This is a genomic window from Streptomyces sp. NPDC090088, assembly GCF_044747345.1.
GTDB lineage: Bacteria > Actinomycetota > Actinomycetes > Streptomycetales > Streptomycetaceae > Streptomyces.
This window is the reverse complement of the sequence record NZ_JBIVDZ010000003.1, coordinates 181,038-198,976: the sequence shown is the minus strand read 5'-3', so window position 1 is coordinate 198,976 and position 17,939 is coordinate 181,038. Positions and strand designations below refer to the sequence as shown.

Here is a 17,939-nt window from a genome sequence, read left to right as displayed (position 1 = left end):
ACCAGTCATGATGCCGGGGTCAGTGCGCGTCGGGGAAGCGCAGGTACTCCGGCGGTACGGCCCTGGTCAGCCAGACCCCGTTCGCGCTGACGTGGAAGACGTGGCCGTCTCGGTGCATCGCGCCCGCGTCGACCGACAGCACGACCGGACGGCCGCGCCGGGCGCCGACCCGGGTCGCGGTCTCGCGGTCCGCCGACAGGTGTACGTCGTGCCGGTTCATGGGCCGCAGGCCCTCGGTCCGGATCGCGCCCAGGTTCCGTGCGACGGTCCCGTGGTAGAGGTACGGCGGCGGGGGCGCCGGGGGCAGTCCGAGTTCGACCTCGATGCTGTGGCCCTGGCTGGCGCGGATCCGGCTGCCGTCGATCGCGAACCGCTGCTTGTCGTTGCTGGCGACGACGTGGTCGAGTTCCTCACGGGTGACCGGGAAGCCGTGTGCGGCCACCGCCGCGAGCAGCGTGTCGATCTCCACCCAGCCGGCTTCGTCGAGCGCGAGGCCGATGCGCTCGGGCTGGTGGCGCAGGTGCTTCGAGAGGTACTTCGACACCTTCACGGTGCGCCGCTCGTCCCACGCCTTGTCGTTCTGTCCGATGTTCGGCTTGTCATCTCGTCTGTCGTTCCGTCTGGGGCTCTTCTTGTCGTTCACCTCACCAGCGTGCCGGGAGAGACGGGGATCACGCAGTTATTTTTCGCCGGAGGTTTGATCCACAACCAAGTACGGTTATCCACAGGGGAATTGGCGGTGTTGTGGACAACCGCTGGGCGATTCACGGCGTTTCGTCAAGATCGTTAACAGGGCGGTGATGTGCGGTCAGCTCGTCCAAGTGCCGGGCCCGTACCTCGCGTTCGGCGGCCAGCGCGATGAACTCGGCGGTGCGGTCGGAACCAACAAGACGGCGTACGGCCTGAATCGTGTCGGCGGGAAGAGACACCGTACGCGACTCCTCCCGGCCGGCGGGCCGCTCCCCCGCACCCAGCTGTCGCCGGACCTCACGGGTCGCGAACAGGCGCATGGCGCGGGCGAGTTCGGCGTCCACCGTCTGCTGTGCGAGGGGGCGCAGGCGTCGTACGAGCGAGGCCGCCTCGGCTGCTTTCGCGTCGGTGCGGTGGTCCGGGTCGTCGAGGTAGCGGGCGAAGACGTGCTCGGTGGTGAACTCCAGGAAACGGGCGGCTATGTGCTCCACCTGGACCCTCAACTCCCGCAGGTGCTCCGAGATCGCGAGGAGGGGTACCCCGGCCGCGTGCAACTCGGCTGCCACGGCGAGCTCTTGCGGGCTCGGGACGAGGAACGAGTCGGGGTCGCCGTCCGCCGGCTCCAGGATGCCGAGCTCCACTGCCTCGGCGACGGCCAGGTCGTCGGGGGTGCCCCCGAAGCGGGCGTCCAGCTCGGCGCGGGAGAGCCGGACCGGTTCCTCGTCCGTCCAGGGCCCCTCCGCCTCGGTCACCAGACCGAGGACGCCCGCCAGGCCCCGCCCGGTGTCCCAGGCGTCGAGCAGCTCCTTGATGGACGCCAGGGTGTAGCCGCGGGCCAGGAGATCGGCGATCTGGTGCAGGCGGGTGAGATGCGCGTCGGAGTAGACATTGGCCCGCCCTCGACGCTCCGGGCGGGGGAGCAGCCCCTTGTCCTGGTAGGCGCGGATGGTCCGGACGGTGGTCCGGCTGCGGTGGGCCAGGTCCTCGATGCGGTAGGAGGGGGTGGCCGGGGGGTCGGTCATGTGGGGGTTCCTTGGCTGGTGCGGTTGGGAAAGGTGGCTGGCGCGGCGCCCGCGGCCGCCGCCTACGCCCCCGTCACAACTTCGGCTCCACCCGCGCGATCCGCCGCAGCACCCCCGGCGCCACCCGCGACAGCACTCGGGCCCCCCGCGCCTCCGGCGTCACCGGCACCACGGCCCTGTTCTTCTCCACCGCCTCCAGGATCGCCGAAGCCACCTTCTCCGGCGGGTAGTTCCGCATCCCGTACAACCGCGCGGAGCGCTGCTGCCTCCGCCGTTCCTCCGCCTCGTCGACCCCGGCGAAGCGCGCCGTCGACGTGATGTTGGTGTTGACGATGCCGGGACAGATCGCGGTCACCCCGATGCGCCGGGGCGCCAGTTCGGCGCGCAGGCACTCGGAGAGCATCAGCACCGCCGCCTTGGAGGTGCTGTAGGCCGGCAGGGCGCGGGAGGGCTGGTAGGCCGCCGCCGACGCGACGTTCACGATGTGGCCGCCCTGGCCGCGCTCCGCCATCCGGGCCCCGAAGAGCCGGCAGCCGTGGACCACGCCCATGAGGTTGACGTCCAGGACCTTGCGCCAGTCGTCCGTGGTCGTCGCGAAGAAGGACCCCGACAGGCCGATGCCCGCGTTGTTGACCAGTACGTCCAGGACGCCGTACTCGCGGTGGACCTTCTCCGCCAGCTTCTCCATCGCCTGCTCGTCGGAGACGTCGGCCGTCTCCGCCCAGGCGTCCGCCGCGCCGACCAGCCGGGACAGTTCGGCCGTGCGGGCGGCGGCCTCCGCGTCCCGGTCCACGGCCACCACCCGCGCGCCCGCCTCGGCGAAGGCGAACGCCGTCGCCCGGCCGATGCCGCTGCCCGCGCCGGTGACCAGGACCAACTGTCCGCCGAACCGCTGGGCGTGGCGGTCGGCGCGCTTGGGCTCCGCGCCCCGCCCGTCCTCCACCGACGTCACGAACTCCTCGATCCAGGCCGCCACCTGGTCCGGCCGGGTGCGCGGGATCCAGTGCTTGTCGGGCAGGGTGCGCCGGGTCAGCTGCGGCGCCCAGCGCTCCAGGTCGTCGTAGAGCCGCTCGGAGAGGAACGCGTCGCCGAGGGGCGTGATGAGCTGTACGGGCGCGTGCGCGTGCGCGTCCTCGCGCGGGCGGCGCAGCCGGGACCGTACGTTGTCGCGGTACAGCCAGGCGCCGTGTGCCGCGTCCGAGGGCAGGGAGGCGGTGGGGTAGTCGCCGGAGGCGGGGAGCTGCTCGACCCGCTGGAGGATCTTGGGCCACTGCTTGCCGAGCGGGCCGCGCCAGGCCAGTTCGGGCAGGGCGGGGGTGTGCAGCAGGTACACGTACCAGGACTTGGCGCCCTGGCCGAGGAGCTGGCCCACCCGGCGGGGCGTGGGGCGCTTCACGCGCGCGTTGATCCAGTGCCCGAAGTGGTCGAGGGACGGACCGGACATCGAGGTGAAGGAGGCGATCCGGCCCTCCGTGCGGCCCACCGTGGCGAACTCCCAGGACTGCACCGAGCCCCAGTCGTGGCCGACGAGGTGCACCGGGCGGTCCGGGCTGACCGCGTCCACGACCGCCAGGAAGTCGTCGGTCAGCTTGGCCAGGGTGAAGCCGCCGCGCAGTGGCCGCGGGGCCGTCGAGCGGCCGTGGCCCCGGACGTCGTACAGGACGACGTGGAAGCGGCCGGCCAGGCGGGCCGCGACCTCGGACCAGACCTCCTTGCTGTCCGGGTAGCCGTGGACGAGGACGACCGTCGGGTCCGACGGGTCGCCCAGCTCCGCCACGCACAGGTCGACGCCGCCCGTGTGTACCCGGCGCTCGCGCGCGCCTTCCAGTGCCGTCATTTGTCCTCCGCCCAGCGCCGCACGTGCGGCAGATCGTCGTCCAGCCAGAAGGCGCTCTGCTCGGGGTCCCGGGAGTCGGTGACGACCAGGATCTCCTCGAACTTGGCGCCCGTACCCCGGAATCCGAGGTGCGGTTCGACCGCCCACAGGCCCGGCCGGGGCGGGTGGTCGGAGAAGCGGTACGGCGACCACAGGGGCGACCAGCCCTCGCGGTGGCCGTGCAGCGCGTCGGCGGCGAGGCCCTTGAGGGACTGGGTGCCGAACCCGAAGAGATGCGGTGACCAGCGCCGCTGTCGCACCCGGTCCACCTTGTGGGCGATCACGCCGAACGGGTACGCGCGGTGCCGGTTGGCGTAGCCCTGGCGGACCATCAGGCGGTCCACGTCCTGGTAGATCTCGCGCAGCGGCCGCCGCTCGCGCACCTCGCGCAGGAGCAGCTCCCGGTGCGCCTCCAGGTCGGCCATCAGCCGCTCCTGCACGGGGTTGGCCCCGAGGGAGCCCGAGTAACCGATGTCGGCCGTGTAGCCCTCGTACACCGGGGCCATGTCCAGGATGAAGGGCATCCCGGGCTCCAGCCGGCGGTCGGTGGGGAAGAACTGCAGCGGTATGCGGAAGTTGACGAACGCCGTGCGGTCGCCGAACCAGGCGAAGGGGAGGTGGAACCAGTCCCGCACGCCCCTCTCGCGCAGCCACGCGCGCTGCATCCGGGCCGCCTCGCGCTCGGTGATCCCCGGCTCCAGCCGGGCCGCGACCGCCTCGGCGCACTCGTACGCGAGTCGCTGCACCCGCCGGAAACCCTGGAGCTCCGTGGCGCGTTCTTCCTTCGATGCCACTGCCGTCGTCATCCGCCCCGTCCCCGTCTCCGTCGACCGCGGTACGTGCCCGTAACTTGACACTGGTGAATGTGACAGTTGTTAGAGGCGACGTCAATAGGAGGGACGGGGCCTGTGGATAACTCTGCGTAGCTCTCAAGCAGGGGATCCCCTAGGGCCCCGTAATACTCGAGAGTGATGCGAAGACGGCTCTCGGGTCTGACGACCGGCCGTGGTCCAGGTCACTACCTTCGACGATGTGACTGTGATCGCGACCGAAAGCCTGAGCAAGCGGTTCCCCCGGGTGACCGCGCTCGACCGGCTGTCCGTGGACATCGGACCCGGTGTGACCGGACTCGTCGGAGCCAACGGCGCCGGCAAGTCCACCCTGATCAAGATCCTGCTGGGTCTGTCCCCCGCGACCGAGGGCCGTGCCGAGGTGCTCGGCCTCGACGTCGCGACCAAGGGCGCCGCCATCCGCGAGCGCGTGGGCTACATGCCGGAGCACGACTGCCTGCCGCCCGACGTCTCGGCCACCGAGTTCGTCGTGCACATGGCCCGGATGTCCGGCCTGCCGCCCGCCGCCGCGCGCGAGCGCACCGCCGACACCCTGCGCCATGTCGGGCTCTACGAGGAGCGGTACCGCCCCATCGGCGGCTACTCGACCGGCATGAAGCAGCGCGTGAAGCTCGCCCAGGCCCTGGTGCACGACCCGCAGCTGGTCTTCCTCGACGAGCCGACCAACGGCCTCGACCCGGTCGGCCGCGACGAGATGCTCGGCCTGATCCGCCGCATCCACACGGACTTCGGCATCTCGGTCCTGGTCACCTCGCACCTGCTCGGCGAGCTGGAACGCACCTGCGACCACGTGGTCGTCGTCGACGGCGGCAAGCTGCTGCGCTCCAGCTCCACCACGGACTTCACGCAGAGCACCACCACCCTCGCGATCGAGGTCACCGACAGCGACACGCACCCCGACGGCACCCGCGCGGTGCGCGACGCGCTGCACGCGCGCGGGGTGGAGACGGACAACGAGGGCGGCGGCCTCCCCGGCGCCGGCCACATCCTGCTGCTCACCGCCCAGGGCGAGGAGACGTACGACCTGATCCGCGACGTGGTCGCCGACCTCGGCCTCGGCCTGGTGCGCATGGAGCAGCGCCGGCACCACATCTCCGAGGTGTTCACCAGCAGCGACGACGAGCAGCGGAAGGAGGCGGCCGTCCATGGCGGTTGAGCAGCCCCTGGCCACCCCCGCGGGTGACCAGTCCCGGATCCACGACATCGGCTACCGCGGCTACGACGGCCCGCGCCTGGGCCGCGCCTACGCCCGCCTGTCCCTCTACTCGCAGACCCTGCGCGGCTCCTACGGCCTCGGCCGCTCGGTGAAGTCCAAGGTGCTGCCGATGCTGCTGTTCGCGGTGATGTGCGTGCCCGCGGCCATCATGGTCGCCGTCGCCGTCGCCACCAAGGCGCACGACCTGCCGGTGTCCTACACGCGGTACGCGATCATCATGCAGGCCGTCATCAGCCTGTACGTCGCCTCGCAGGCACCCCAGGCCGTCTCCCGCGACCTGCGCTTCAAGACCATCCCGCTGTACTTCTCGCGGCCCATCGAGACCGCCGACTACGTCCGGGCCAAGTTCGCCGCCCTGGGCTCCGCGATGTTCATCCTCACCGGCGCCCCGCTGGTCGTGCTCTACGTGGGCGCCCTGCTCTCCAAGATGGACTTCGCCCACCAGACCAAGGGGTTCGGCCAGGGACTGCTCTCGGCGGCCCTGCTGTCCCTCCTCTTCGCCGGCATCGGCCTGGTCATCGCGGCGATCACGCCGCGCCGCGGCTTCGGCATCGCCGCCGTGATCGCCGTCCTGACCATCTCCTACGGCGCTGTCTCCACCCTCCAGGCCATCGCCGACTCCCAGGGCAGCACCGGCGCCATCCCGTGGATCGGCCTGTTCTCGCCGGTCACCCTGATCGGCGGCCTGAGCTCCGCCCTGCTCGGCGGCACCAACACCTTCCCCGGCGGCGACGGACCCTCCCACGCCCAGGGCGCGGTGTACCTGCTCGTCGTCCTCGGCCTCATCGCCGCCTGCTACGGCCTTCTGCTGCGCCGCTACAAGAAGGTGGGACTGTGACCACGCTCTCCATCGACCACGTCTCCCGCTGGTTCGGCAACGTGGTCGCCGTCAACGACATCACCATGACCATCGGCCCCGGAGTCACCGGCCTCCTCGGCCCCAACGGCGCCGGGAAGTCCACCCTCATCAACATGATGGGCGGCTTCCTCGCCCCCTCCACCGGCACGGTCACCCTCGACGGCCAGCCGACCTGGCGCAACGAGGCCATCTACAAGCACATCGGCATCGTCCCCGAGCGCGAGGCGATGTACGACTTCCTCACCGGCCGCGAATTCGTCGTCGCCAACGCCGAACTGCACGGCCTCGGCGCCAAGGCGGCCCAGAAGGCGCTCGCCACGGTCGAGATGGAGTACGCCCAGGACCGCAAGATCCAGACGTACTCCAAGGGCATGCGCCAGCGCGTCAAGATGGCGTCCGCCCTGGTCCACGACCCCTCGCTGCTCCTCCTCGACGAGCCCTTCAACGGCATGGACCCCCGCCAGCGCATGCAGCTGATGGATCTGCTGCGCAGGATGGGCGACGAGGGCCGCACGGTCCTGTTCTCCTCCCACATCCTCGAAGAGGTCGAGCAACTCGCCTGGCACATCGAGGTCGTGGTCGCCGGACGGCACGCGGCCAGCGGCGACTTCCGCAAGATCCGCCGCCTGATGACCGACCGCCCGCACCGCTACCTGGTCCGCTCCAGCGACGACCGCGCGCTCGCGGCGGCCCTCATCGCCGACCCCTCCACCTCGGGCATCGAAGTGGACGTCACCGAGGGCGCGTTGCGCATCCAGGCCGTCGACTTCGGCCGCTTCACCGCCCTGCTGCCCAAGGTCGCCCGCGACCACGGCATCCGGCTGCTCACGGTCTCGCCGTCCGACGAGTCCCTCGAATCCGTGTTCTCTTACCTGGTCGCGGCGTAGGAGGCCGAAGATGTACGACCCCACAGTCGCCCGCCTCACCTACCGGGCCCTGCTCGGCCGTCGCCGGGCCCTCATCCTGGGCGCCCTGCCCCTGCTGCTCATCGCGATCTCCGTCGTCGTCCGCGGCCTCGCCGGTGCCGACGACCAGACCGCCGCGGACCTGCTCGGCGGCCTCGGGCTCGCCACGATGGTGCCGATCATCGGCGTCATCGCCGGCACCGGCGCGATCGGCCCGGAGATCGACGACGGCTCGGTGGTGTACCTGCTGTCCAAGCCGATCAAACGGCCGACGATCATCTTCACCAAACTGATCGTGGCGATCGCCGTGACGATGGTGTTCTCGGCCCTGCCGATGCTCATCGCGGGCTTCGTCCTCAACGGCAACGGCCAGCAGATCGCCGTCGCCTACACGGTCGCGGCCCTCGTCGCCTCCATCGCCTACGCCGCGCTCTTCCTGCTGCTGGGCACGGTGTCGCGGCACGCGGTGGTCTTCGGGCTCGTCTACGCCCTCGTCTGGGAGGCCCTGTTCGGCTCCCTGGTGTCCGGCGCGCGCACACTGAGCGTTCAGCAGTGGGCCCTGGCGGTCGCCCACAAGGTGACCGGCGGCGAACTGGTCACGTCCGACGTGTCGTTGACGACGGCCACGGTGCTGCTGATCGCGGTCACCGTCCTGGCGACCTGGTACGCGGGCCAGAAGCTGCGCTCGCTGACGCTGGCGGGCGAGGAGTAGACGCCCGCCTTATTGACGGGGGCTTCACCTCTGTCCGGGCACACTGGGCAAAGGGGACGTTCTGTGGAGAGGGACGGGGATGGCAGAGGACTGGGACGGCATCGTTCTGAACGAGGACTTCATACGGTCGGCCGAGACCTCGGAGCCGTCCGCGCGGGCGCGGATGCTGGCGGCGCGCTGGCGCGCGGAGGCGCCGGAACCCCAGCCGTGGCGGTCGGACGAGCCGCCCGCCGGGTGGTTCTTCAGCAAGGGGCGGCGGCGTTGGTGGCGCCGGTAGGTGGTACTTCGGCTGCGCGCCGGTGGGGGCCGGTCGCGCAGTTCCTCCCCCAGCCTTCGGCCGGGGGTGCCCCCAGCGCCCCTGATGGGGCGTGTGCAGTGGGCGCCTCTCAAATAATCACTGGCGTCCAACTCGGCCCGAAGGCACAGTTGTCGTGTCACCCGCCAGCTGGGAGAGGAGCCGGACGATGTCCATGCACGACAGTACGTCCCGCTCCCACCAGGGCAGCCCTCGGCGGATCGCCGTGTAGCTGCCCGGGGCGGCCGCTTCGAGCACGCGATGGTCGCTCTCGCGTGGGCCGCCCACCCGGAGGATTGGCCGAGTGGTAAGGCACTGGCTTGCTAAGCCATGGTCGGGCCTGAACAGCCCGCGCACGTTCGATCCGTGCATCCTCCGCAGAACTTGTAAACGTGCGTGAGTGTCCCTACCCAAGGGGCGCGGGGAACTGCGCGACCAGCCACAGACGGCCCGCAGCTACCCCACCACCTCAGCCCAGCAGACGCTCCACGACCACCGCGATCCCGTCCTCCTCATTCGAGGACGTCACCTCGTCGGCCACCACCTTCAGCTCTTCATGAGCATTGGCCATGGCCACCCCGTACGAAGCCCAGGCGAACATGGGCACGTCGTTCGGCATGTCGCCGAAGGCGATCGTGTCGGCGGACTTCAGCCCCAGCCGGCGCGCGGCCAGCGACAGCCCCGTCGCCTTCGACAGCCCGAGCGGAAGCAGCTCCACGATGCCCTCGCCCGCCATGGCCACCGTGACGAAGCCCCCGGCAGCCTGCCGGGCCGCTTCCGCCAGCTCGTCGTCGGACAGCTCCGGGTGCTGTATGTAGATCTTGTTCAGCGGCGCCGCCCAGAGGTCGGCCACGTCCGTGAACGGGGTCGACGGGAGATGCCCCGTCACCGCATACCCCGGCCCCACCAGCACGTCGCCGTCGAGGCCGTCGCGGCTCGCCGCGAGGTACAGCGGGCCGACCTCCGCCTCGATCTTCGCGAGGGCGACGCCGGCCAGCCGGCGGTCCAGCGTCACCGACGTCAGCAGACGGTGCGACCCGGCGTCGTACACCTGCGCGCCCTGGCCGCAGACGGCGAGGCCGTCGTAGCCGAGGTCGTCGAGGATGTGCCGGGTCCACGGGACCCCGCGGCCGGTGACGACGATGTGCGCGGCGCCCGCCGCGGTGGCCGCGGCGAGCGCTTCACGGGTGCGCGGGGAGATCGACTCGTCGGAGCGCAGCAGCGTCCCGTCGAGGTCGGTGGCGATGAGCCCGTAGGGGAAGCTCACCGGGACACCGGCTCCAGGACCTCCCGGCCGCCCAGGTACGGGCGCAGCACCTCGGGCACGCGCACCGAGCCGTCGGCCAGCTGGTGGTTCTCCAGGATCGCCACGATCGTGCGCGGTACGGCGCACAGCGTGCCGTTGAGCGTCGCGAGCGGCTGCACCTTCTTGCCGTCCCGCATCCGCACGGACAGCCGGCGGGCCTGGAAGCTGTCGCAGTTGGAGGCCGACGTCAGCTCGCGGTACTTGCCCTGGGTCGGGATCCACGCCTCGCAGTCGTACTTGCGGGACGCCGACGCGCCGAGGTCGCCCGAGGCCACGTCGATGACCTGGAAGGGCAGCTCAAGGCCGGTCAGCCACTGCTTCTCCCAGTCCAGGAGCCGCTTGTGCTCGTTCTCCGCGTCCTCCGGAGCGACGTAGGAGAACATCTCGACCTTGTCGAACTGGTGCACACGGAAGATGCCGCGGGTGTCCTTGCCGTACGTGCCCGCCTCGCGGCGGAAGCAGGGCGAGAAGCCCGCGTACCGGCGCGGCAGCTGGTCGGCGTCGATGATCTCGTCCATGTGGTACGCGGCGAGCGGGACCTCGGACGTGCCGACCAGGTAGTAGTCGTCCTTCTCCAGGTGGTACACGTTCTCCGCGGCCTGGCCGAGGAAGCCGGTGCCCTCCATGGCGCGCGGGCGGACCAGCGCGGGGGTCAGCATCGGGGTGAACCCGGCCTCGGTGGCCTGCGCGATCGCCGCGTTGACCAGGGCCAGCTCCAGGAGCGCGCCGACGCCCGTCAGGTAGTAGAAGCGCGAGCCGGACACCTTGGCGCCGCGCTCGACGTCGATGGCGCCCAGCGCCTCGCCGAGCTCCAGGTGGTCCTTGGGCTCGAAGCCCTCGGCGCCGAAGTCGCGGATGGTGCCGTGCGTCTCCAGGACGACGAAGTCCTCCTCGCCGCCGACCGGGACGTCGGGGTGCACGAGGTTGCCGAGCTGCAGCGCGAGGCGCTTGGTCTCCTCGTCGGCCTCGTGCTGCTCGGCGTCGGCGGCCTTGACGTCGGCGGCGAGCTGGCCCGTCTTCCTCAGCAGCTCGGCCTTCTCGTCGCCGGACGCCTTGGGGATGAGCTTGCCGAGCGACTTCTGCTCGTTGCGCAGCTCGTCGAAGCGGACGCCGGAGGACCTGCGCCGCTCGTCGGCGGAGAGCAGGGCGTCGACGAGCGCGACGTCCTCTCCACGGGCGCGCTGGGAGGCGCGCACACGGTCGGGGTCCTCACGGAGCAGGCGAAGGTCAATCACGGAGCCAAGGCTACCGGGGCGGGGTGGCCGCTCACGAATCACTATTCGTATGTGTTCCGAATCGCGGCTTACGTTCGGTTATGGGGGAATTGCCGAGCGTGTCAATAAAAAGTGTCTCACTCCCCGGGACGGGGCAAGCGCGCGGCCGGTGGTTGACTCGATTTCCTTGTGGAGAGCGGGACTTGGGGGCGCGGTTGTCCACAGGGATCCCTACCCTCGCGAGAGTTATCCACAGGGTGTGTGGATGAGGTGTGGACTTCGGAATTGATCACTCCGTAAGCGTCCTGTGAAGAGAGGAATTCCCGGTTCAAACCGGGGCAACACCCACTTTCGAGTGGAAAGGCGTCGCTCCAAAAGATGAACCATGGGAAACGAGTGGACGAAGGGTGATGCGAGTGATCACGACCCCATCGGGGTGCTGTAGGCCGATTTGTCGACAGACTCATGCGTCGCTGTCGACTTGTCCCCAGGTCGAGAAGGGCACCTGTGGATAACCCCTGTGGATAACGAAGATATGAACGTATGGCCGGTTAGAAACGGCCGTCCTGGCAGCGCGCCACCCAGTCCGAGGCGGCCACGAACTCCTCGTCCGAGGTCCCCGGGCGCAGCGGCCCGACGGTCTCGCCCGGTTTGATGTCGGCCCGGGGATACGAGCCCAGGAACCGCACCTGGCGGCAGATCCGCTTCAGCCCCATCAGGGCCTCCGCCACCCGCCGGTCGGAGATATGGCCCTCGGCGTCGATGCAGAAGCAGTAGTTGCCGATGCCGGCGCCGGTCGGCCGGGACTGCAGCAGCATCAGGTTGATGCCCCGGGTGGCGAACTCGCCGAGCAGGTCGCGCAGCCCGCCGGGGTGGTCGTCGTTCTGCCAGAGCACGACCGAGGTCTTGTCGGCGCCGGTCGGGGCGGCCGGCCGGGCCGGGCGGCCCACCAGGACGAATCGGGTCTGCGCGTTCTCCGCGTCGTGGATCCCGGTCTCCAGGGCTTCAAGGCCGTACCGCTCGGCCGCGAACGCGCCGGCGAACGCGGCGTCGTAGCGGCCCTCCTGGACCAGGCGGGCGCCGTCCGCGTTCGAGGCGGCGGACTCCCAGAGCGCCTCCGGGAGGTTGGCCCGCAGCCAGTTGCGGACCTGCGGCTGGGCGACCGGATGGGCGGTCACCGTCTTGATCTCGGAGAGCTTGGTGCCCGGGCGGACCAGCAGCGCGAAGGTGATCGACAGCAGCACCTCGCGGTAGATCATCAGCGGCTCGCCCGCGACCAGTTCGTCGAGGGTCGTGGTGACCCCACCCTCGACGGAGTTCTCGATCGGCACGAACGCGGCCTCGGCCTCGCCGCCGCGCACCGCGTCCAGCGCGGACTGCACCGAGACGTAGGGGATCAGCTCCCGGGTGGCGGCCTCCGGAAGCGTGCGCAGGGCGACTTCGGTGAAGGTGCCTTCGGGACCGAGATACGCATAGCTCGCTGGCATGTCCCTCACCCTAATGGGCGCAGGGGAGCCCGGCTCACTTGTCTCGCCGGAACCACTCGACCGGGTGGTTTGAAATGCGGAATCGCACCAATAGTGATCAGAAATCACTGTGGTAACCGCAGATCACGCTTGATCAGCCTTCGAGCAGCCGCTGTCCCACATACTCCCCGTCGCCCGCCCCGCCCGGCACCGCGAAGAGTCCGCTCGCCTCGTGCCGGATGTACTGCGAGAGCGCGTCCCCGCGGTCCAGCTTCCGCTGCAGCGGCACGAACCCGCGCAGCGGATCCGCCTGCCAGCAGACGAAGAGCAGCCCCGCGTCCGGTGTCCCGTCGGCGTCGATGCCGTCGTGGTACGAGAACGGGCGCCGCAGAATGGCCGCGCCCCCGTTCTGGTCGGGCCGGGTGATCCGGGCGTGGGCGTTGATCGGGACGACGTACTCGCCGTCGGCCCTGGCCTTCTCCAGATCCATCGCCGTCGTCTCGGTGCCCCCGGACAGCGGGGCCCCGTTCGCCTTCTTCCGCCCGATCACGTTCTCCTGGGCGGCGAGCGACAGCTTCTCCCAGTCGTCGAGGAGCATGCGGATCCGTCGTACGACGGCGTAGGAGCCGTTCGCCATCCAGGCGGGCTCGCCCGACGACGGCACGAAGATCCGCTGGTCGAAGTCGGAGTCCGCCGGTTTCGGATTGCGCGTGCCGTCCAGCTGGCCCATGAGGTTGCGGGCCGTCATGGGGTGGGCGGTAGCGCCCGGGGTGCGGTTGAAGCCGTTCATCTGCCAGCGCACCTTGGCCGCGCTGCCCGCGTCCTTCTGGATCGCGCGCAGGGCGTGGAAGGCGACCAGGGCGTCGTCGGCGCCGATCTGCACCCACAGGTCGCCGTTGCTGCGCGTCCGGTCGAGGTGGTCGGAGGAGAAGTCGGGCAGCGGGTCCAGGGCGGACGGGCGCTGCTTCTCCAGACCGGTGCGGGCGAAGAAGCTGTTGCCGAAGCCGAAGGTGATCGTCAGCGACGAGGGACCCGCGTCCCGGGCCACATCGGTGTCGTCCTGCGTCATCGGCTCGCCCGCCATCAGCCGCCCGGCCGTCGTCGACCAGCGGCGCAGCAGCGCGGCGGCCTCCGTGCGGCCGACGCCCGCCGCCAGGTCGAAGGCGACGAGATGGCCGCGCGCCTGGAGGCCCTCGGTGATGCCCGGCTGATGTTTCCCGTGAAACATCGCCCGGCCGGAGCCCACCGAACTGAGCGGGGTGGCCCCGGCGGGCGCGGCCGCGTAGCCGACGCCCGCGCCCGCGGCGCCGAGGACGAGTCCGGTGGCCCCGGCGGTGCCGAGCAGTGCACGCCGGCTGACGCCTCCGGCCGGGGGAGCCGCGGGACTCTCCTGGCCAGCGGACGGACGGAGGGACGAGGACGGTTCAGCCATGGTGCGGTTCAGCCGATCTGCGCGTTCTTGGAGACGGTCACCTGGTCGATGTCGGAGGTCCGCACGGTCACGGAGACCTTCCAGTCGCCCGCCATGGGGATCTGCACCCCGTTGGCGGCCCAGTGCCCGGTGGTGACGTGGTCGGGGGCCACGGGAAGCGGTCCGAGGTTCTTGGCGGCGAGGGTGAAGGCGACCTTCACCTCGGGGATGTCGAAGGCGCGCCCGTTGGGCCGCTGGACGTAGACGTGCATCTCGTTGCTGCCCACGGTCGCGGGGTCGAGGTCGACCCGGACGACGCCCTTGCCGTCCGTGCCGCCGGTGTCGAAGGACATGTCGAGGGTCAGCGCGCCCCCGGAGGAGTCCGATGCCGAGGAGGACGACGAGGAGGCCGCGGTGGCGGCCTTGGCCTCCTGCTCGGTACGGCCGGGCTCGGTCTGCGTCAGCACGGTCGTGACGGCGAGCAGGACGACGGCGACCCCGGCCTCCGCGAGCACCGAGCGGCGCAGCCCGAAGCGGGAGGGGTCGGCGTCCCGGACCCGCTTCTGCCGGGCGCTGTCCACGGCGGCCTGCTGCCGGGCCAGTTGGGCGGCGCGCTCGGGGCTGTCGTCGTCGGCGGAGGAGGACCGACCGGCCGACCCGCTCTTGCCGGAGACCTTGCCGGAGACCTTGGCGCCGGACTTGACGGCGGCCTCCTTGGTGGCGGCGGACGCCTTGACCTTCTCCTTCTCCCTCTCCTCGACTTCGGCAGTCTCCTCTTCCTCGGTCGCGGCCTCGGTCGCGGCCTCGGTCGCGGCCTCCGCCACGGCTTCCGTCACGGTCGGGCCCGCGAGCCGTCCCGTCCATCGCCGCGAGATGGACGCGATGCCGACGAGCAGCGCCACGAGCGCGATCTTGACGAGCAGCAGCTGCCCGTACGTCGTGTCGGTGAAGGCCGACCAGGAGCCGAGCTGGCGCCAGGACTGGTAGATGCCGGTGGCGACCAGGGCGAGCACGGACCCGAAGGCGACGCGGGAGAAACGGTGTACGGCGGCGGCGTCGACGGGGGTGTCGGCGGGTGCCCGGTACAGGGCGACCAGCAGGGCCGTGAGGCCGCCCAGCCAGGTGGCGACCGCGAGCAGATGGAGGACGTCGACCGGCATCGCGATGCCCGGCTGGAGCCCGGTGGAGGCGTGCTCGGCCATGGCCCAGCTCGCCGCGAGCCCGGCGGCCACCACGGTCCCGCCGATGGCGAGCCCGAAGGTCAGGTCGCGCTTCTCCTCTTCCTCCTCGCGCTTGTCGTAGGCGCCGAAGAGGACGGCGATGAACAGCGCGGCCGCCGCGAGCAGCAGCAGCCGGGAGACCAGGGCCGCGCCGGGCTTGGTCTGCAGGACCTGGCCGAGCAGGTTGAGGTCGAAGATGTCGCCGACGCTGCCGGAGGTCGTGTAGGAGCCGCGCAGGAGCAGCAGCCAGAGGGTGGCCGCGGTGAGCGTCAGCCAGCCGCCGACGACCAGGCGCTGCATCGCCCGTACCCCGGAGCCGCGCTGCCAGCAGGCGAGCACGAAGGCGGCGCCGCCGACGAGCACGATGTACCCGGCGTACGACATGTACCGCCCGAAGCCGTAGAGCCAGCCGACGACCCCGCCGCCCGCGTCCTGGTCCCCGACCGAGGCGACGGTCCTGGAGGGCGCTCCGACGGAGAAGGTGTAGGCGCCGGCGACGGGGTGGCTGTCGGCCGAGACGACCTGATAGGCGACGGTGTAGGTGCCCTTGCCGAGCCCGCTCTTGAGCTGCACGCCGTAGGTGGTGCCGCTCAGGTTGGTGGGCTTGCCCTTGTCGACGCGCTTGCCCTGGGGGTCGAGGACCCGCAGCGAGTTGTCGTTCATCGACACGTTCTCGGAGAACGTGAGCGAGACCTGGTCGGGCGCCTTGGGGACCACCACCCCCTGGGAGGGGTCGCTGCCGGTCAGCGCGGCGTGCGCGGAGGCCGGCCCGGCGCCGGCCAGCAGCGCGCCGGTGACGGCGAGGAACAGCAGCACCAGTGTGCGCAGGCGGGGGGTGATGGTCCGCTTCAAGGTCGGTCCCTCCCTCAGTGTCCGGTCGACGGGTTGTACGTGGCGGACTTCACCGGCATCTCGACGGTGAGCGGACCGGATTCGGCGAACTTGAGTTTCACGGTGATCGTGTCGCCCTGTTCCGGGCGGCGCTTCAGCTTCTCGAACATCAGATGGTTGCCTCCGCTTTTGAACACGAGTTGACCGTGTGCGGGCACCTCGAAGGAGTCGACCTCCTCCATCGCCCCGCCGTTGGTCTCGTGCATGGTGATCTCACCGGCGGAGTCGCTGCTGACCGAGGTCAGCTCGTCCTTCGTGCCGCCCTTGTTGGTGATCGTCAGGAATCCGGCGGCCATGTCGGCGGAGACGGGCTGCGGCATGTAGGAGGCGGCGACGGACAACTCGGCCGCCGAGGAGCCGGAGCCGGAACCGGAGCCGGAACCGCCGCAGCCCGAGAGGGCGAGGGCCCCCGTGATCGCTATCCCGGTCAGGGCGAGGTGTTTGCCGGGCCTCACGGGTTCTCCCCCTTGATCAGCTTGGGGAGGTCCTTGGTGTAGTCGTCGACGGTGGCGTCCTCGCCGTAGAGGACGTAACCGCCGTCGGTCTTCGGCGAGAACGCGATGACCTGGGTGCCGTGCACCGAGACGACCTTGCCGGTCTTCTTGTCCTTGTGGGTCGGCTCGATGGAGATGCCGAGGGTGCGGGCGCCGGCCTGGATGGTGGCGAAGTCGCCGGTCAGGCCCACGAAGCTGGGGTCGATGCCCTTGAGCCACTTGCCGAGCTCGGCGGCGGTGTCACGGGCCGGGTCGGTGGTGACGAACACGACCCGCAGCTTCGCCTGCTCGGCCTTGGACAGCGCCTTCTTGGCGACCGCGAGGTTGTTCATGGTCAGCGGGCAGACGTCGGGGCAGTGCGTGTAGCCGAAGTAGATCAGTGTGGGCCGGCCCTTGGTCTCGGCCCGCAGGTCGTACTTCTTGCCCTGGGTGTCGGTGAGGACCAGGTCCGGCTTCTCGAAGGGCGTGTCGAGGATGGTCGCGGCCTTGTCCGAGGTGTCCCCGGCGACCACCGTGACGGGTGACGTGGAGTCGTCGCCGCTGCCGCAGGCGGAGAGGGTCAGGGTGGCGGCGGCGAGCAGCGCGGCCGCGGCGAACGTCTTCTTGCGCATAGGAAAATGTCCCAGATGTGAGAGATCCGGCGCGCACCGGGGTGGTACGGCGGCCGTCGGCGGTGACGGTCCGCACGACCCCGGTGCGCGTTACGGACGTGGGGCTCAGGCTTCGGAGCCGGTGGTGGAGCGGCGACGGCCGGCGAGGACGCCGTAGGCGACCCCGGCGGCGCCGACGACGATGCCGACGACGCCGAGGACGCGGGCGGTGGTGTCACTGCCGCCGGACGAACCGGTGTCGTCGGAGGCGGTGGTCTCGGTCTTGGCGGACGCGTCCTCGGCCGTGGTGTCGCCGGCGGTGCCGGTCCCGTGGTGGTCGTCGGTGGCGGCGGACAGCGTGAGGACCGGGGCCGGGTTCTCCGGCTCCTCCTGGCCCTTCTGCTGCACCTCGATCCAGCGGACGACCTCCTTGTTGGAGTACGTCTGGACCGCCTTGAAGACCAGTTCGTCGGTGTCCTCGGGCAGGGCGCCCACGGAGAGCGGGAACTTCTGGAAGTAGCCCGCCTCGATGCCCTTGTTGTCGGTGGCGGTCCAGGTGACCTTGGTGACCGCCTCGTCGATCTTCTCGCCGTGCATCTCCAGCGGCTTGGCCAGCTTGGACTTGGTGACCTCGATCTTCCAGCCGGCCATCGGCTGCGGCATCACGGAGGCCAGCGGGTGGTCGGTGGGGAAGTTGACCTCGACCTTGGTGGTCGAGGCGTTGTCGCGCTCGTTGGGGACCTTGAAGTCGATGACCGCGTAACCGCCCTTGGCGGCGGTGCCCTCGGGCTGGACGCTGACGTGCGCGAACGCGGGCGAGGAGACGGCCAGCACGGCCGTACCCGCGACGGCGGTGACGGCGGCGATACGAGAAGCCTTCATGGCAGGGAGCACTCCACTCTGAGTGAGTTCTGTCGTTGA

Annotated in this window: 17 protein-coding genes and 1 tRNA gene; 6 read left to right on the top strand and 12 right to left on the bottom strand. The window is 70.5% G+C overall.

Features of this window, described 5'->3' with window-relative positions; translation table 11 throughout:
- Nucleotides 1-19 precede the first annotated feature (19 nt).
- The 4 genes from ACIPSJ_RS16860 to ACIPSJ_RS16845 form a co-directional block, all read right to left on the bottom strand.
- Entirely contained in the window at nucleotides 20-589 is a 570-nt protein-coding gene (locus ACIPSJ_RS16860) for an RNA 2'-phosphotransferase (protein ID WP_401347412.1), read from the bottom strand.
- Nucleotides 590-764: 175 nt separating this feature from the next.
- Nucleotides 765-1,712, bottom strand: coding sequence for a MerR family transcriptional regulator (locus ACIPSJ_RS16855; protein ID WP_401346472.1), 948 nt, complete (start codon nucleotides 1,710-1,712; stop codon nucleotides 765-767).
- 73 nt (nucleotides 1,713-1,785) lie between these two features.
- Complete coding sequence (locus ACIPSJ_RS16850) at nucleotides 1,786-3,549, bottom strand: SDR family oxidoreductase (RefSeq protein WP_401346469.1); 1,764 nt, start codon at nucleotides 3,547-3,549, stop codon at nucleotides 1,786-1,788.
- On the bottom strand, nucleotides 3,546-4,394 hold the full coding sequence (locus tag ACIPSJ_RS16845; RefSeq protein WP_401346467.1) for a M24 family metallopeptidase: 849 nt from the start codon (nucleotides 4,392-4,394) through the stop codon (nucleotides 3,546-3,548). Before ACIPSJ_RS16845 ends, ACIPSJ_RS16850 begins: the two co-directional genes overlap by 4 nt.
- A gap of 232 nt (nucleotides 4,395-4,626) precedes the next feature.
- Between ACIPSJ_RS16845 and ACIPSJ_RS16840 the strand changes: the two genes are divergently transcribed.
- The 6 genes from ACIPSJ_RS16840 to ACIPSJ_RS16815 all read left to right on the top strand — a co-directional run bounded on the left by ACIPSJ_RS16840 (nucleotide 4,627) and on the right by ACIPSJ_RS16815 (nucleotide 8,804).
- Entirely contained in the window at nucleotides 4,627-5,595 is a 969-nt protein-coding gene (locus ACIPSJ_RS16840; protein ID WP_359212081.1) for an ABC transporter ATP-binding protein, read from the top strand.
- Entirely contained in the window at nucleotides 5,585-6,493 is a 909-nt protein-coding gene (locus ACIPSJ_RS16835) for an ABC transporter permease subunit (RefSeq protein ID WP_359212078.1), read from the top strand. The genes ACIPSJ_RS16840 and ACIPSJ_RS16835 overlap by 11 nt, the downstream gene beginning before the upstream one ends.
- The gene (locus ACIPSJ_RS16830) at nucleotides 6,490-7,401 is read left to right on the top strand and encodes an ABC transporter ATP-binding protein (RefSeq protein WP_123975777.1); all 912 of its coding nucleotides are present in this window, start codon (nucleotides 6,490-6,492) and stop codon (nucleotides 7,399-7,401) included. Before ACIPSJ_RS16835 ends, ACIPSJ_RS16830 begins: the two co-directional genes overlap by 4 nt.
- A gap of 10 nt (nucleotides 7,402-7,411) precedes the next feature.
- Nucleotides 7,412-8,131, top strand: coding sequence for an ABC transporter permease (locus ACIPSJ_RS16825; RefSeq protein WP_355724496.1), 720 nt, complete (start codon nucleotides 7,412-7,414; stop codon nucleotides 8,129-8,131).
- Between the two features lie 79 nt (nucleotides 8,132-8,210).
- Nucleotides 8,211-8,408: a hypothetical protein gene (locus ACIPSJ_RS16820; protein ID WP_355724499.1), complete on the top strand. Its 198-nt coding sequence runs from the start codon at nucleotides 8,211-8,213 to the stop codon at nucleotides 8,406-8,408.
- Between the two features lie 308 nt (nucleotides 8,409-8,716).
- Nucleotides 8,717-8,804 (top strand) — tRNA-Ser (locus tag ACIPSJ_RS16815).
- 91 nt (nucleotides 8,805-8,895) lie between these two features.
- Here the strand turns inward: ACIPSJ_RS16815 and ACIPSJ_RS16810 are convergent.
- From ACIPSJ_RS16810 to ACIPSJ_RS16775, 8 genes are all read right to left on the bottom strand, one after another.
- The gene (locus ACIPSJ_RS16810) at nucleotides 8,896-9,693 is read right to left on the bottom strand and encodes an HAD family hydrolase (RefSeq protein WP_401346463.1); all 798 of its coding nucleotides are present in this window, start codon (nucleotides 9,691-9,693) and stop codon (nucleotides 8,896-8,898) included.
- Nucleotides 9,690-10,967, bottom strand: a complete 1,278-nt coding sequence (gene serS, locus ACIPSJ_RS16805; protein ID WP_355724507.1) for a serine--tRNA ligase — start codon at nucleotides 10,965-10,967, stop codon at nucleotides 9,690-9,692. The genes ACIPSJ_RS16810 and serS overlap by 4 nt, the downstream gene beginning before the upstream one ends.
- Before the next feature lie 530 nt (nucleotides 10,968-11,497).
- Complete coding sequence (gene pheA, locus ACIPSJ_RS16800) at nucleotides 11,498-12,433, bottom strand: prephenate dehydratase (protein ID WP_359212065.1); 936 nt, start codon at nucleotides 12,431-12,433, stop codon at nucleotides 11,498-11,500.
- Between the two features lie 133 nt (nucleotides 12,434-12,566).
- Complete coding sequence (efeB, locus tag ACIPSJ_RS16795) at nucleotides 12,567-13,844, bottom strand: iron uptake transporter deferrochelatase/peroxidase subunit (protein WP_401346459.1); 1,278 nt, start codon at nucleotides 13,842-13,844, stop codon at nucleotides 12,567-12,569.
- Nucleotides 13,845-13,852: 8 nt separating this feature from the next.
- The gene (locus ACIPSJ_RS16790; RefSeq protein WP_401346456.1) at nucleotides 13,853-15,895 is read right to left on the bottom strand and encodes a copper resistance CopC/CopD family protein; all 2,043 of its coding nucleotides are present in this window, start codon (nucleotides 15,893-15,895) and stop codon (nucleotides 13,853-13,855) included.
- A gap of 14 nt (nucleotides 15,896-15,909) precedes the next feature.
- Nucleotides 15,910-16,389 (bottom strand): copper chaperone PCu(A)C, encoded by a 480-nt coding sequence (locus ACIPSJ_RS16785; protein WP_401346454.1) that lies wholly within the window; start codon nucleotides 16,387-16,389, stop codon nucleotides 15,910-15,912.
- Nucleotides 16,386-17,039, bottom strand: a complete 654-nt coding sequence (locus ACIPSJ_RS16780; RefSeq protein ID WP_359212053.1) for an SCO family protein — start codon at nucleotides 17,037-17,039, stop codon at nucleotides 16,386-16,388. The genes ACIPSJ_RS16785 and ACIPSJ_RS16780 overlap by 4 nt, the downstream gene beginning before the upstream one ends.
- Before the next feature lie 105 nt (nucleotides 17,040-17,144).
- Nucleotides 17,145-17,900, bottom strand: coding sequence for a YcnI family protein (locus tag ACIPSJ_RS16775; RefSeq protein WP_401346452.1), 756 nt, complete (start codon nucleotides 17,898-17,900; stop codon nucleotides 17,145-17,147).
- Nucleotides 17,901-17,939: the final 39 nt, after the last annotated feature.